13 protein-coding genes and 1 pseudogene are annotated in these 14,715 nt (G+C 68.1%); 9 read left to right on the forward strand and 5 right to left on the reverse strand.

The genetic code is table 11. The annotated features are described in order from the left end of the window. The first annotated feature begins 134 nt into the window (after positions 1–134). From F0L68_RS20815 to F0L68_RS20825, 3 genes are all read left to right on the forward strand, one after another. Positions 135–1,256 carry an IS701 family transposase gene (locus F0L68_RS20815; RefSeq protein WP_149851477.1) on the forward strand — a complete coding sequence of 374 codons (1,122 nt, stop codon included), beginning with the start codon at positions 135–137 and terminating at the stop codon, positions 1,254–1,256. A 184-nt stretch (positions 1,257–1,440) separates the two neighbouring features. Continuing rightward, positions 1,441–2,844 carry an alkaline phosphatase gene (phoA, locus tag F0L68_RS20820; RefSeq protein ID WP_149851305.1) on the forward strand — a complete coding sequence of 468 codons (1,404 nt, stop codon included), beginning with the start codon at positions 1,441–1,443 and terminating at the stop codon, positions 2,842–2,844. Positions 2,845–3,325: 481 nt separating this feature from the next. After that, positions 3,326–4,012, forward strand: a complete 687-nt coding sequence (locus tag F0L68_RS20825) for a helix-turn-helix transcriptional regulator (protein WP_149851306.1) — start codon at positions 3,326–3,328, stop codon at positions 4,010–4,012. A gap of 160 nt (positions 4,013–4,172) precedes the next feature. On the opposite strand, the gene F0L68_RS20830 is transcribed toward F0L68_RS20825, so the two are convergent. Continuing rightward, positions 4,173–4,895, reverse strand: a complete 723-nt coding sequence (locus F0L68_RS20830) for a 2OG-Fe(II) oxygenase (RefSeq protein ID WP_149851307.1) — start codon at positions 4,893–4,895, stop codon at positions 4,173–4,175. Positions 4,896–5,165: 270 nt separating this feature from the next. On the opposite strand from F0L68_RS20830, the gene F0L68_RS20835 reads away from it, so the two are divergent. The 4 genes and pseudogenes from F0L68_RS20835 (at position 5,166) to F0L68_RS20850 (ending at position 7,763) form a co-directional block, all read left to right on the forward strand. Continuing rightward, positions 5,166–5,840 carry an RNA polymerase sigma factor gene (locus F0L68_RS20835; protein ID WP_149851308.1) on the forward strand — a complete coding sequence of 225 codons (675 nt, stop codon included), beginning with the start codon at positions 5,166–5,168 and terminating at the stop codon, positions 5,838–5,840. Continuing rightward, complete coding sequence (locus tag F0L68_RS20840; RefSeq protein WP_149851309.1) at positions 5,840–6,616, forward strand: methylated-DNA--[protein]-cysteine S-methyltransferase; 777 nt, start codon at positions 5,840–5,842, stop codon at positions 6,614–6,616. Before F0L68_RS20835 ends, F0L68_RS20840 begins: the two co-directional genes overlap by 1 nt. Next, positions 6,616–7,098 (forward strand): hypothetical protein, encoded by a 483-nt coding sequence (locus F0L68_RS20845; RefSeq protein WP_149851310.1) that lies wholly within the window; start codon positions 6,616–6,618, stop codon positions 7,096–7,098. Before F0L68_RS20840 ends, F0L68_RS20845 begins: the two co-directional genes overlap by 1 nt. Further along, positions 7,098–7,763, forward strand: a pseudogene (locus tag F0L68_RS20850) (alpha-ketoglutarate-dependent dioxygenase AlkB family protein). The gene F0L68_RS20845 and the pseudogene F0L68_RS20850 overlap by 1 nt, the downstream one beginning before the upstream one ends. A gap of 70 nt (positions 7,764–7,833) precedes the next feature. On the opposite strand, the gene F0L68_RS20855 reads toward F0L68_RS20850, so the two are convergent. From F0L68_RS20855 to F0L68_RS20865, 3 genes are all read right to left on the reverse strand, one after another. Then, positions 7,834–8,580, reverse strand: coding sequence for a response regulator (locus F0L68_RS20855; RefSeq protein ID WP_223198988.1), 747 nt, complete (start codon positions 8,578–8,580; stop codon positions 7,834–7,836). A 13-nt stretch (positions 8,581–8,593) separates the two neighbouring features. Next, positions 8,594–9,757 carry a sensor histidine kinase gene (locus F0L68_RS20860; RefSeq protein WP_149851312.1) on the reverse strand — a complete coding sequence of 388 codons (1,164 nt, stop codon included), beginning with the start codon at positions 9,755–9,757 and terminating at the stop codon, positions 8,594–8,596. Between the two features lie 108 nt (positions 9,758–9,865). After that, on the reverse strand, positions 9,866–11,506 hold the full coding sequence (locus F0L68_RS20865; protein WP_149851313.1) for a glutamate--tRNA ligase: 1,641 nt from the start codon (positions 11,504–11,506) through the stop codon (positions 9,866–9,868). Between the two features lie 191 nt (positions 11,507–11,697). Here F0L68_RS20865 and F0L68_RS20870 point away from each other — a divergent pair, with 191 nt between their 5' ends. Then, complete coding sequence (locus tag F0L68_RS20870) at positions 11,698–12,129, forward strand: carboxymuconolactone decarboxylase family protein (protein WP_149851314.1); 432 nt, start codon at positions 11,698–11,700, stop codon at positions 12,127–12,129. Between the two features lie 165 nt (positions 12,130–12,294). On the opposite strand, the gene F0L68_RS20875 is transcribed toward F0L68_RS20870, so the two are convergent. Further along, positions 12,295–13,806, reverse strand: a complete 1,512-nt coding sequence (locus F0L68_RS20875) for an MFS transporter (protein ID WP_223198989.1) — start codon at positions 13,804–13,806, stop codon at positions 12,295–12,297. Positions 13,807–13,886: 80 nt separating this feature from the next. Between F0L68_RS20875 and F0L68_RS20880 the strand changes: the two genes are divergently transcribed. Then, positions 13,887–14,612, forward strand: coding sequence for a TetR/AcrR family transcriptional regulator (locus tag F0L68_RS20880; RefSeq protein ID WP_223198990.1), 726 nt, complete (start codon positions 13,887–13,889; stop codon positions 14,610–14,612). Positions 14,613–14,715 lie beyond the last annotated feature (103 nt).

Below are 14,715 nucleotides of genomic sequence, written 5' to 3' on the forward strand. Positions count from 1 at the left end.
TAGTACGGCAACCGCACTGTGTGATCTTGAGCGGCGTGTCGTGATCACGGGTCCGGACTGGACGTGATCAACTTCGGGGTGTGGTGAGTCCGGAAGAAGCCGTAGCGCCCCCGCCGGCGGCGTTCGATGACCGCCTGGAGCGGTGGCAGGCCGGGTTCAACGATGCGTTCGCGCTGGTAGCGGGCCGGTTTGCGCAAGCGGACTCGCGTCGCCGTGCCCGGATGTACCTGCTGGGACTGCTCTCGGGAGCGGAGCGGAAGAACTCGTGGACACTGGCCGAGCAGGCCGGTGACCTGACCCCGGATGGCATGCAACGGCTGCTGAACTTCTATCGCTGGGACGCTGACGCCGTCCGTGACGACCTGCGCGCCTACGTGCTGGAACACCTCGGCGACCCGAGCGGGGTCGCGGTGGCCGACGAGACCGGTTTCCTCAAGAAGGGCACCAAATCAGCCGGGGTCCAACGCCAGTACTCCGGCACCGCCGGGCGGATCGAGAACTGCCAGCTCGGCGTGTTCTTGACCTACACCTCGACCAAGGGCCGGGCGTTGATCGACCGCGAGCTCTACCTGCCGGCGTCGTGGACCGACGACCGAGAACGCTGTCAGGAAGCCGGAATCGACGACAAGGTCGAGTTCGCGACCAAACCCATGCTGGCCCAGAACATGCTCAAACGCCTGCTCGACTCCGACGTCGAGGTGGGCTGGTTCACCGCGGACGAGGCCTACGGCGACAACCCCGGCCTGCGGGCATGGCTGGAACAGGTCAACCTCAACTACGTCATGGCCGTCTCCTGCGACCAACGCTTCACTACCCCGACAGGCCCGGTGCGGGCCGACGAATTGGCCCGCAGTGCGCCCCGCAAGGGCTGGCAACGCCTCTCGGCCGGGCGGGGCAGCAAGGGACACCGCTTGTATGACTGGCTGCTGCTGGATCCCGGCGCCGACGAGCACCTGCTGCTGGTGCGCCGTTCGATCAGCAAGCCCACCGAGTTGGCTTACTACATCTGTCACACCAGCCGCCCGGTGCCGCTGGCTGAACTCGTCCGTGTTGCTGGATCTCGGTGGGGTGTCGAGGAAACCTTCCAGTTCGCGAAGAACGAGACCGGCCTGGACCACTACCAGGTTCGCCGCTACGACGCCTGGTATCGGCACATCACCCTGTCCATGCTCGCGGCCGCGTTCCTGGCCGTCACGGCCCGCGCTGAACGGGTCCGCGACGAAAAAGGGGCGCTAGAACCGACGTCGAGTACCTGATTCCGCTGTCCTGCAACGAAATCAGGCGTCTGTGGGCCATGCTGACCCACTCGGCGCGCTCGCGGGCGCACGTCGATCACTGGTCAGACTGGCGACGACGGCGCCAAACCCAAGCCCGCCACAGCCACTACCAGCGACAACGCATCAAATATCCCAGACTGCGGTTGCCGTATTAGGAGGTTTGATGGTTTCGCTGCCCACCGTGCGCCGCCGCTGGCTGGCGATCGGCGCCCTGGTCGCCGTCGGGGCGTTGGTCGTGCCCGTGGCCCTCGCCCAAGCTGACGACCAGCAGGACCGATCCGTCCGGCATTCCTCCGGCGACCGGACGTCCGACGTGCGCAACGCGATCAAGGGCGGCAAGGCCCGCAACGTGATCCTGTTCCTCGGTGACGGCATGGGCGACTCGGAAATCACCATCGCCCGCAACTACGCCAAGGGCGCAGCCGGCCGTCTCGCCATGGACGAACTTCCGTTGACCGGCGAGTACACCACCTACTCCGTCCAGAAGGGCGACCCGTCGAAGCCCGACTACGTCACCGACTCGGCGGCGTCCGGTAGCGGCTGGGCTACCGGCAGCAAGACCTACAACGGCGCCATCTCGGTCGACGCGTACGGCAACCCGCTGCCCACCATCCTCGAACTGGCCAAGCGCAACGGCTACCGCACCGGCGACGTCACCACCGCCGAGGTACAGGACGCCACCCCCGCCGTGCTCGGCGCTCACGTCGTCGACCGCAAGTGCTACGGCCCGGACACGATGGCCAAGTGCCCGAAGAACGCCAAGGAGAACGGCGGCGCCGGCTCCATCTCCGAACAGCTCGTGCAGACGCGGCCGGACGTGCTGCTCGGTGGCGGTAAGGCGTCCTTCGGGCAGAAGGTGCGCGCGGGTGAGTTCGCTGGCAAGACCGTGCTGGACCAGGCCACCGCGTCGGGTTACCAGGTGGTGACCGACGCGTCGGGGCTCGCCTCGGCCGGGAAGGACAAGCCCCTGCTCGGCCTGTTCGCCGACGGCAACATGGCCGTGCAGTGGGCCGGCCCCGGCGCGAAGGTGGGCGGCACGACACCGACCACCTGCACTCCGAACCCCGACCTGCCCGCCGCCGCGCCCAAGCTCGCCGACATGACCCGCAAGGCCATCGAGGTGCTCGACCGGAAGGGGCACGACCGTAAGAACGGCAAGGGCTTCTTCCTCCAGGTTGAAGGCGCCAGCATCGACAAGCAGGACCACGCCGCCAATCCGTGTGGGCAGATCGGCGAGACGGTCGCATTCGACGAAGCAATCGCCGCAGGCCTCGCCTACGCACGCAGCAACCCGGACACGCTCGTCGTGGTCACGGCCGACCACGGCCACACGAGCCAGATCATCCCCAACGACGCCAAGAGTCCCGGTGAGACCGCCACCCTCATCACGAAGGACGGCGTGCCGATGACGGTCAACTACGCCACCAACACTCCCGGAGAGTCCCAGGAGCACACCGGCACCGAGGTGCGGATCGCCGGTTACGGTCCGCAGGCCGCCAACGTCGTTGGCGTCACCGACCAGACCGACCTCTTCCGGACCTTCAGTAGGGCGCTGGACCTGCGCTGACCGTTGGTCGTGACCGCTGGCCCTGACCGCTGGCCCTGACCGGGAGCCTCCGCGCCGCCGCGCGGGGGCTCCCGTTTCAGTGGTGGCGAATTGAGAACATGATTGATTTCCTCCCATTCAATTAATGTCGAGAACCGGTATGGGTAATGTGGGGCACATCTGACCGGCTGTTGGTGGCGTCAACCGCCGGATTCGATAAGCCCGAACGGGGTAACACCGGAAGGCTGGGTGTCGCCGGTGCTACAGAGTCCTTGGCGGGTCCGAGTCCAGATCGCTAGGGTTGCCTCGACAGTGCGATCCGCTCCTACTGTCGCTGGGGACGGCTCGTGGCGGTGGATAGTTTGATCACTGCCCTCCTGGGGTTGACGTTGCTGGTTCGGGCCCCGCTCTGTTGACCAGGGCGGATGTCTGTGTCCAGTGCGTCGCGGGTGCGCTCTGGGGCCGCCTGTCGGGTGTAGGGCGTGGCTGATGGGGGATTGAGATGGCCTGGTACGAAGTCGACCGTGAACCCCGCGTCAATGTCGCGCTGGCTCTCCGCAACGAACTACAGCAGTACGGCGTGGAACGCATGCTCCAGTCGTTGAGCATCGTCGGTGATATTCGCGTTGAGCACACTCCCGAGAGTGCGGTCAAGGCGGTGATCGGTGACGATTACGCCATCGTCGTCGTCGCGCTCCGCGAGATCGACGAATCTGCGGCTGCCTGTTTGGACGCGGCGGCAGGTCGTGGGATGAAAACCTTGTTGCTAGTCGATGAAGCAGACCTGTCCGAACCGCGCAGGCTGGCGGGCATCCGCAGCGGCGGCTTCGTTGTCATCAATGAACTGAGTGCCTCCAAACTGGACGATACGTTGCGGCGTATGCGAGACGGCGAGGTGCCGATCCCGTCTCGCCTGGTCAAGAGCCTCCTCGAGTTGGCTCACGAGGGCGCCGAGCCGGTCAGAACCCGACTCGAGGTGCGGATCACTCCGCGGGAGCGCGAGGTGATCCTGTTGTTGGTGGACGGCCTGAGCAACAAGCAGATCGCACGCCGTCTTGGCATCTCAGGCCACGGTGCCAAGCGGCTCGTCGCGAACATTCTGGCCAAGCTGGACTGCTCCAACCGAACGCTCGCAGTCGCCAGGGTGCTGCGCGAGGGCCTCTACGAGGAGTACCTACAGCAGGTGTGACCTGTCATGGCGGCCGGCCGCCATGATCATGTGTCAGTGCGGACACCTCTCACCCGTCGGCACCCTGTCGTTGGGTCTCGTCGCAGCGTCCCGATCATCGCCTGGCGCGCGGCGGCGGCCACGCGCTGACGTTGCTCGGGAACTGCGCACGGGCAACAGCTCAGGTCGCGTCGTGGAAGATCACCCCAAGCGTGTGCCGATGCCCGGTCCGGATCACGCTGACGCCGTGCCGCACGGTGATCCGGTAGAAGCCGCGGCTGCCAACACCCGGCCGAAATCGAGTCGGCCAGATCACCGCCTGTCCCTGGCCTACAGAGACTGCGGTGCCACGAGACTGTGCCCGAGGCAGGTTCTCCACCAGAAGGAACTCGCCACCGGTGTAGTCCTCGCCCGGCCGGGATAACGCGACCATCACCTGTAAGGGAAACGCGTGTTCGCCGTAGATGTCCTGGTGCAGGCAGTTGTAGCCACCTGCCTGGTACTGAAGTAACAGTGGCGTCGGGCGCACCTGCCCAGCTGCGTGGCAACGGTCCAGGAAGTCGTCGAGTTCGTCAGGGAACCGGTCCGGGAACCGAAGCTGTTCGTTCCAGGTGTTGGCGAGCGGCGCGAGCCGCGGGTAGAAGGCGGTGCGCAGGTCCGCCACCGTCTCTGGCAGGGGGTTCGCGAAGTACTTGTACTCGCCGGAGCCGAAGCGGTGTCGGGCCATGTCGACGCGCGAACGCCAGTGCTCCGGCTCGTCGTAGAGCCCGACGAGGTCCTCGCACTGTTTCGCCGACAGCACCTCAGGGGTGACCGCGTAGCCGTGTTCGACCAGCGACGAACGCAACTCCTGCCAGTCCCACTGGCTCAGCAGTGTGTCCACCGAGGTGGCCAGGTCCGTCATCAGAACGTCTCCTCCCTTGAGGGTCCGCTTCGACTGGTGCCGAGCGGATGGATGGGCATATTCCTTGAACACCGACGGGGGCGATCGGGTTGCACCACGGGTCCGATTCACTCGACAGATACCTGGTGCGCCGCCTGGTACACAGGACACAGTGGACTCCGGCCGAGCCGCATCCGCTCGGCGCCGCCGCCCCGACCACGGCCGAGGGAACTGAGCGGAAGACGAGTGCAACCGAATCCGCCGACTGGTGTTCTTAGTGGTGTGACCGACATGTGCGACGACGAGAAGTCCGGGGCGACCGACGCTCTGCTCGCGCGCCTGGTCGACGATCTCGATGCTGGATTCGTCGACCTGGTGCGTGGCTATGAGCAGGTCGTGTACTCGGTCGCGCTTCGGGTCAGCGGGCAACCATCCGATGCGGACGACCTCGCAGCCGAAGCGTTCCTGCGAGCATATCGCGCCCTGCGCGGCTACGACGCGGCGCGGATTCGCGCGTTGCAGCCTCGCTCCTGGCTATTGACGATTGTGCTGAACATCTGGCGCAACTTGATGCGCGAGTCCAGCAGGCGGCCGAGACAGGTGCCGCTTGCCGACCTCGTCGACCCTCCGGCCAGCGGACCGGGTGTCGAGGAGTTGGCCGTGCAGAGCGAAGGCATGCGCGAGCTGACTCGGACGATCTCGACGTTGCCAACAGTCCAGCGGGCCGCAGTGGTTCTGCGGCATGTCATCGGTCTGCCGATTCCTGACGTCGCAGAGATTCTCGGTTGCCCCGAGGGCACGGCGAAGTCGCACATATCTCGAGGTCTCAAGAAGCTTCGCGCCCTGTACCTGGCGCGAGATCGCCGCGCGACGATGTCGCCGCCGACGATCGTCTCGAACCACCGCGCCGACGGCCTGCGGATCGCCGCAGCCACACCGGCGCTTGCGGGAAGGAGGGATCAGTGATGACGAAAAGCGCAGAGGACGCACTGGTCGAACAGCTCAGCCAGCTCGGCGCCCTGCCTCCGAACGACCTGCTCGGTCGTGTCGCGGTCGACTGGGTCAGCCTGCCGGCGACGGTAGGGCGGGTCTACGTGGCTTTCAGCGGACACGGGATCAGCTATCTGCGAACGGCGGATTCCGTGCACGGTGAGGAGACGGAGTTCCTCGAGTCCTATCGACGCCGGTTCGGCCGCCCGCTGCGTCCGGCTTCGCGTCCGCCAGCCGGGTTGGCGCCCGCACTGCGTACGGGTCGGGCGAAGGCGCTGACCTACGACCTGCGTGAGCTCAGTTCGTTCGAGCGGGCTGTTCTCACGGCGATTCAGGAGATTCCGCACGGTCAGACCAGGCCATACTCCTGGGTGGCGCGGGAGGTCGGTCACCCCGGTGCGGCGCGGGCCGTGGGGTCGGCGTTGGGGAGGAATCCTGTTCCGGTGCTGATTCCCTGCCATCGGGTGACGCGTGCTGACGGTCAGCCGGGCGACTACGTGTTCGGTCAGGAGGCGAAGGAATCGCTGCTGCGTGCCGAAGACGTCGACCTCGACGAGGTGCGGGAGTTGGCGGCGGAGCAGGTCTTCTATCTCGGCAGCGACACCACCAACATCGTGTGCTTCCCGACCTGTCACAACGCGCGAAGGATCAGTGCTGCACATCGGCGAGGCTTCCGCGACGTGGTCGAGGCCGAGGAGGCCGGCTATCGCCCCTGCCAGCACTGCCGGCCGGAGAGCATGGCGACGGCATGATGACCAGGAAGCAGTTCGTCAGGTCAGAGTCGGTGGAAGTGATGGCGGTCGTGGAGCTTGTTCGCCAGCAGCGTGCCGTGCTGGTCAACGTGGGCCACGGTCGCGATCCGGACTCGGTGTCCAACGCGAGTGCGTTCGTCGAGACGTGGCAGTCGATGGGCGGGGAGGTCGGCGCGGTGGTGTCCTGGCCTGCTGTCGCGGCATCGTGGCTCCGTCCGGCCTGCCGGTTCGCGGCCGGTGCACCGGACGCCTGGGTGGTTGCTGATGAGGTCGCGGGTTGGACGGGATTCGCACCGAGATTGGTCGCCACTGGGCTCTGGCGATCGGCGCGCACGGTGGCGTTCGGTTCGTTGGCTGATCCTGGCTTACCCGAGTTGGTCGGGTTCGAGGCCACGGACGGGCTGCGCGGTGCGCGGCCGGATGGTTCCGCGTGGACTTTCCGGGACGGCGTCTTGATCTCCGACCGTGCTGGCGGCCGCTGATGGCAGCCCTCATCGCGCGGCCTCGTCGGGAGATCGCACCCGGTGCGGTCCATGTCCCGGACTGGCTGGACGTGGACGAGCAGCGGCGGATTGTCGACGCGTGACGGGAATGGGCACTGCCGCCGGCTGGACTGCACGCGACCCGACTACCCAGTGGCGGGGTGATGTCGGTTCGAACCGTGTGCCTGGGATGGCACTGGATTCCGTACCAATACTCGCGTACCGCTCCGGACGGTTCGCCGGTGAAACCCTTTCCCGAGTGGCTGGCCGAGTTGGGACGCAGAGCAGTGCGTGAAGCAGGCAGGGAGGTGGGAGGCGGCACTGAGTACCAGCCCGATATCGCGCTGGTCAACTACTACGACAGAGAGGCGAAAATGAGTATGCACCAAGACAAGGACGAGCGCAGTGCGTCGCCGGTCGTCTCGCTGAGCTTAGGGAACACCTGTGTCTTCCGGTTCGGCAACACGGAGAACCGCAATCGGCCGTGGACGGATGTCGAACTGGAGTCCGGTGACCTGTTCGTGTTCGGCGGCGCTTCCAGGTTCGCGTTTCACGGCGTTCCGAAGACGTTACCCGACAGTGGGAATCCGGAGATCGGCCTGCGTGGAGGCCGGCTCAACATCACGCTGCGGGAGTCCGGATTGGACAGCGTCGGCACTCCCTGACGTGTCAGAGGTCCGCGGTCGTGCGTGGGCTTCGCTGGCGGCTGGTGTGGGACGGCCGCCGGCCGCGCGGTCATGGGGTGAGGTGCCCGTTCGCCCAGGCCCAGGCTGCGATTCCGACCCGGTTGCGTGCGGCGATCTTGCCTTGGATGTTGCTGATGTGGGTCTTGACCGTGCCGGGGGAGATGAACAGGTCGGCGGCGATCTCGGCGTTGGTCTTGCCCTCGGCGACACCTCGGGCGATGTCGAGTTCGCGGCGGGTCAGCGTTGTGGCGCCGTTCGCGCTGCCGGGCTGGTCTGCTCCGTCGGTCCGCGCGGCCACCGGGGTGGCAGCCACCGGGCTGGCGGGCACTGTGATGGCGGGCAACGTGGTGGTGGGCACTGTGGTGGTCGGCGCGGTCAGGTTCCGTAGCAGCCGGACGGTGACCTGCGGGCTGATCAGGGTGTCGCCGGCCATGGCGGCGCGCACGGCCTCGATGAGCAGGGTGGGGCCGGATCGCTTCAGCAGGAAGCCGCAGGCCCCGTTACGCAGGGCGGTCGTCACGTAGTCGTCGAGGTCAAAGGTGGTGACCACGATGACACGGGTGGGGTCCATGACGTCGGGTCCGGCGAGCTGCCTGGTGAGTTCCAGGCCGTCCAGGCGGGGCATGCGGATGTCCGCAAGCACGATGTCGGGCTTGAGGCGGCGGGCCAGTTCGAGCGCGGTCGTCCCGTCGGCAGCCGCACCGACCACGGTCATGTCGGGCTGGGCATTCAGAATCAGCGTGAATCCGATTCGGACGTCCTCCTGGTCGTCGGCGATCAGGATGCGTGTGGTCACGTCGGCCATGGTGTCATCCGGCGTGGATCTGTGGCGGCACTGGCAGGGCGGCCACGACGCGCCAGCCAGTCGGTTCGGGGCCTGAGGTGAGCGTGCCGCCGAGGGCGTCGACCCGGGCGGCCAGGCTTGCCAGGCCTGAGCCGCCTCGGCGTTCGGTGCGTGGTGCCGGCGGCGTCGGGGTGGCTGCTGCGTTGTCGCTGATGGTCACCGTCAGCGTCGGGCCGGTTGCGCCGACGGTGACCTGGACGACGGTTGCGGACGGCGCGTGCCGACGGACGTTCGTCAGCGCCTCCACGACGATCCGGTACACCGTCGTGCCGGTCTCGCGGGGCGCGTTGATCCCGGCCTGCCGGTCGAGGTGGACGTACGCCGCGCCGGCCGTGGTGAACCGCTCGGCCAGTTCGGGTAGGTCCGCGAGTCCTGGCAACGGGGTTCGGTCGGCGTCGCCGGCTCCGGTGCGGTCGTCGTGGAGCATCTGCACGGTTCGATCCATTGAGGCCAGCGCACGCAGGCCGGACACCTCGATGCGTTTCAGCGCGTCGAGTGCCTGGCCTGGGTTGGTGGCTGCGACGAACTGGCCGGCCTGGGCCTGCACGATCATGCCGCTGATGTCGTGTGCGACGAAGTCGTGCAGGTCTCGGGCGAGTTCCAGGCGTTGGTCGCGCCGCGCCGAGGCCACTGACTGGCGGCGTCGGCGTTCGGCGAGGCGCGGGTATCCGCCGATGACGGCGGCGCCGAGCGGCGCGATGGACCAGAGTGCGGCGGCTCCGACGACGGTGAGCGGCGTTGGGTCTGGCAGGAATCGCAGTATCCAGACTGCCACCGCGCTGGCGGCAAGCAGTCCGGCGGTGACCGCCTCGCGGCGGGGTGACCATCGCACGATCACTGCGGTCACCAGGAGCAGCGCGGCGGATTCGACGAGCCCCAGAGTGCCTCCGGCGGACCCCTCCGCCGGTTGCCCGACGAACGAGATGGAGGTTGCACCCAACGAGACAACAGCGGCCGCAGCGGTGGGCCATGCCGCGCGGCGGCGGGTGGTCGGCCAGCCGACGGCAAGCCACACGACGACCGCGACGGCCGCCGCCGTCGGAATCGTGGCGAGCCTCGGCGTGGTCACCACACCCGCGAGCACTACCACACCGCCGCTGGCCACCGCTGCTCTGTCGCGTACTCGCATGCTGCAAAGCCTAGGTAGCCCGCGGCGGCGCGCGCCTCTCCCGAACGGCAGAGATTGCGTCCGTGCGGTCTCCGGCAGAGCGTGGGAACCGTTGGTGGCTCGGCGAGGTCAGTTGGTGAGCGCTCGCACTCGGCGAAGCACCTCGTCGGTGCCCAGCGTGTTCGCGACCGTGTACAGGTCCGGGCTGCGGGTCGAGCCCGTCAGGGCCACCCGGATCAGCTGGGACGCCTCTCGGATCGAGCCGGGGTAGGCGTCCGGGTTCTTCTTGTACTCCTTGGGGTTGGGCGCGAACCCGTGCTTGGTGGCCAGCTCCCGGATCTGGTTGAACCACTCCTGCGGGTCGTCCAACGCCTGGTAGCCGTCGGCGAAGTCGGCGGCGAAGGTGCGCACCAGTTCCGGTGCCATTCCGCCAAGACGTTCGTCCGTCGCGGCGACCGGCTCGAACAGCGCTGGGAAGAAGAACGCGTAGGCGGACCGGAAGTCCGACCACTTGCGGAGGTCCTTGCGCGGGTTCTCCACGCCGTCGCGCTCGACCGCGAGCGCCGCCAGCGCGAGCTCGCGTTCGCCCTCGAGCACCGGCACGAGGTCGGCGTCGAACTGCCGCGCCCACTCGCTGACGGCCTCGAGGATCTGCTCGCCGGAGAGCGTGGCGATGTGGTCGGCGCTGATGTCCTCCAGCTTGACCAGGTCCACCAACGGTCCAGCGACCCCGCACTCGTCGAGATTGATCGGCGAGTCCAGCGCCTCGTCGAGCGGCAGCTCGGCCAGGCGGCCGTTGGCCAGCCCGCGCAGGTAGTACAGCACCGCCTTGGCCGGGTAGCCGGCCTCGATGTAGAAGTCGAGCCCGGCTTCCGGGTCCTTGCGCTTGGACAGCTTCCGCTTGCCGCCGGGGATCTGCTTCATCAGCGGCGCGATGTGCGCGTAGGTGACGTGCTCGAAACCGAGCGCGTCGAACAACTGGAGGTGCAGTGGCACCGAGGAGATCCACTCGTCGCCACGGATCACCAGGTTCACCCGCATCAGGTGGTCGTCGACGGCGTGCGCGAAGTGATAGGTCGGCAGCCGCAGCGCCTGGTCGGACGACTTGAGGATCACCACGTCGTTGCGGTTGGCCTCGTGCTCCAGCTCGCCACGGATCGCATCGGTGAAGCTGGCCCGCGCGCCGGGCTCACCGGGGGAACGGAACCGCACGACGTAGGGCACACCGGCGTCGAGCTTGGCCTGCACCGCCTCGGGCTCGGCATCCCGCCAGATCGCCCACGTGCCGTAGTACCCGGTCGGGAGCTTCGCGCCTTCCTGACGCCGGGTGATGTCGGCGAGCTCGTCCTTGGTGGCGAAGCAGAGGTACGCCTTGTCCTGCCGCAGCAGGTGCCGGACGTAGCTGAGGTAGATCGACTCCCTGGCGGACTGGTGGTAGGGCCCGTAGTCGCCGGTGTCGTCCTGCTCGTCGGCGACGAGGCTCACGTAGTCGAACGCCCTGGCGAACTGCTCGAGCGCGCCGGCCACCTCACGCGACTGGTCGGTGTCCTCGACACGCACGAGGTAGCGCCCACCGGTTCGACTGGCGACGTCCCGGTCGATCATGCCGACGTACAGCGAGCCGATGTGGATGAAGCCGGTCGGCGACGGGCCCAGCCGGGTGACCTTGGCCCCGTCCGGGAGCTGCCGCTGCGGGTAGCGCTGCTCCCAGTGCTCCGGCTCGGGCAGGTCGGCGGGGAACAGAGCGTCGATGACGGCACGGTCCAGCATCGGGTCAGGGTCTCCAACACAGCGAAGAGGAAGGGGCCCCAGGGTATCAACCGGCAGGCTCGCCGGCTGCCCCGACGAACGATCCGCCGCGTGGGTGGGTTTGACCTGGTGCGCACTCCAGGTCGTACGGTTCGTTCTACCGCTGGCAGGGCTTCTAGCTGCGGAAACATCGAAGAGAAGGTAGTGCGACGATGAACGAGAGCGGCCGGTACGAGCGTGGGATGGCGATGCTGCGGCAGATCGACGGCGAGGGTGGCCAGCGTGTCGTCGACTCCCTGGTCGACGTCTCGCCCGAGCTCGGCAACCAGATCGTCTCGTGGGCGTTCGGCGAGATCTACGCGCGTCCCGGCCTGGCGCCGCGCGACCGTCAGCTGGTGACGCTCGGCATGCTCACCGCGCTCGGCGGGTGCGAGCCGCAGCTCGACGTGCACATCAACGCCGCGCTGAACGTGGGCCTCACCCCGGATGAGATCGTCGAGGCTCTGCTGCACTCCGCTGTCTATTGCGGCATTCCCAAGGCACTCAACGCGACCTTCGTGGCCAAGAAGGTCTTCGCCGAGCGTGGCCTGTCGCCGGTCGGCGGCGCCGCCTCCGCAGGCGACGCGTCCCGGGCCGACGCGTAACGGCGGACGGGGTAGCAGGTCGATTCGTCGCAGGTCGGCGTCTCCTGGGTTAGCGCCTGGCTGACCCGAGACGCCGATCGCGCCGCCGACCGCACCCGGACCCCGCGCGGTCCAGTCGGGGCGGTGATGCCGGTGCCCGGTGCGCGAGGTCGTTGATCGGGCCACTCACTGGACTGCCTCCGTCGAGTTCGAGGCAGCTGTGTTGTCCCGCTGGGCTGTCGGCGCGGCGGGGCGTTTGAGCGCGAGCACGAGCAGCGCGCCGAGGAGTGTGGCCGCACCGGCAGTCCAGAGGGCCGCGTGCAGTCCATTGACGACGGTCGAGGGAGCGGGCGTCGGCTCGGGTCCGACGCCGAGGCCGGCGTTGGCGATCGCGACGAGGGCGGCGAGTCCGACGGCTCCACCGATCTGCTGGGCCGTGGTGGCCAGCGCGGACGCCGTGCCCTGTTCGCCTCCGTCCACTCCGGACGCGGCGGCCGCGAACATGGCGGGGAAGGTGATGCCGCCGCCGACGCCCCACACGACGAGGCCGGGCAGCACGGTCCAGAAGGATCCGTCGGTGGGCATGCCGATGGCGAGCACGATCATGCCGATCCCGTTGACCAGCAAGCCGATGAACAGCGTCGCCCGGATTCCCCACCTGCCGATCAGCGGCGCGGTGAGCCGGAACGACGACGTCGCCGATATGACGGTCAGCGGCAGGAACGCCAGTCCGGCCGCCAGCGCGCTGTAGTGCAGGACGTCCTGGACGTAGGTGGTGAACAGGTAGTACGCGCCGCCGAGCGAGCTCTGGAACAACAGGATCACCAGCATTGCCGTTGCCAGGCTGCGGTTGCGCCACAGCCTTGGCGGCACGAGCGGGTCGGCGGTGCGCCGCTCGACGAGCAGGAATGTCCCGAGCAGCAGGACGCCGAGCAGCAGCGCGCCCACGACCCTCGGCGAGGCCCAGCCGGCGTCTGGACCACTGACCAGTCCGAAGACCACCAGCGACGACCCGGCGGTGGCGATGACCGCGCCAAGCACGTCGAAGCCGCCCCGGCCGGCGCGGCCGCGCGCGTCCGTCGGCAACGCCGATGGCGCGGCGATGGCGAGTCCCAGCGAGATCGGGACCATGACGAACAGCACCCACTGCCAGCCCCAGGCATTGGTGAGCAGGCCGCCGAGCACCGCGCCCGCGGCGAGGCCGCCGCTGCCCGAGCCGCCCCAGACGGCCAGCGCCCGGTTGCGTTCGGCGCCCTCCGCGAAGCCGGTGTTGATCAGGGACAGCGACGCCGGGGTGAGCAGCGCGGCTCCGATGCCCTGTGCGGCGCGCGCGGCGATCAGCGTGCCCTGGCCGGTGGCGAAGCCGCCGACCAGCGACGAGACGCCGAAGATCACCAGGCCGAGGATCAGCAGGCGGCGGGCGCCGAGCCGGTCGGCCGCCCTGCCGCCGAACAGCAGGAAGCCGCCGAAGCCGACGGCGTAGGCGGTGACGACCCATTGCAGCGACTGGGCGTTGAAGCCGAGCGCGCGGCCGAGATCGGGCAGGGCGACGTAAACGATGTTGTAGTCGAGCGCGACGAGGAACTGGCAGAGCGCCAGCAGCGCGAGCCGGAGCCCGGCGCGTCGCCCGGAAGAGGTTGAGGAGTTAGCCACGAACTCGACTCTTTTCTGAGGCAGCACGATCTTGTCGGTGTCCACGAGATACACGGTGTAGATCTACTACACGGCGTATAGTTGCGACACAGCAGATGGTAGCCCAACGCTGTAGAGTGTCAAGAGTGGGAGACGGGACGCAGAGCCGGCGCGAACGACTGAGGGCGGAGACGTCCCAGGAGATCAAGACCATCGCCCTGAAGCTCATGGCCGAGGGCGGGCCGGGCGCCATTTCGCTGCGTGCCATCGCCCGCGAGATGGGCATGACGGCCGGAGCCATCTACGGCTACTACGCCACCAGGGACGACCTGGTCAGTACCCTGATCGCGGACGTCTACACCTCGCTCGTGGACGCCCTCGAGGCCGCGCGCGACGCGGTGCCGGCCGATGATCCGGCCGGCAGAGTGCTGGCGTGGGCCACCATGCACCGGTCCTGGGCGATCGCCAACCCGGAGGGATTCCGGCTCATCTACGGCGATCCGGTGCCCGGCTACCAGCCCCCTGCGGGCGGTCCGGCCGCCGAAGCCGAACATCGAGCCTGCGCCGGGCTGACCGGCCTGGTCTCCGACGCGTGGCGGGCCGTCGGCCCGCACCTGGCGGACGGTGGCTACCAGTGGTCGGACTTCGACCCTCACCTCGCAGGCCTGGTTCGCGAGGAGTTCCCCGAGCTGCCGCCCGAGGCCGTCGCCGTGTCGCTGCGCATGTGGGGCCGCATGCACGGGCTTGTCTCCCTTGAGGTGTACGGCCACCTGCGCGCCCAGGCGCAGGACCCGGCGAGGCTCTACCTCAACGAGATGCTCGACCTGATCAGGTCGCTCGGCCTGACGCCGCTGGACCTGTCCGCGTCCTGACCGCCCGCCGCGCCGCATACCGCCGCCCGCTCGACCTTCGGGTTAATTGGTTCGACTGCGTTCCCCGCTCATCCGATGATGCTGGTGGAATCAGACAGGTCGG

The organism is Solihabitans fulvus (assembly GCF_008386585.1).
Lineage (GTDB): Bacteria > Actinomycetota > Actinomycetes > Mycobacteriales > Pseudonocardiaceae > Solihabitans > Solihabitans fulvus.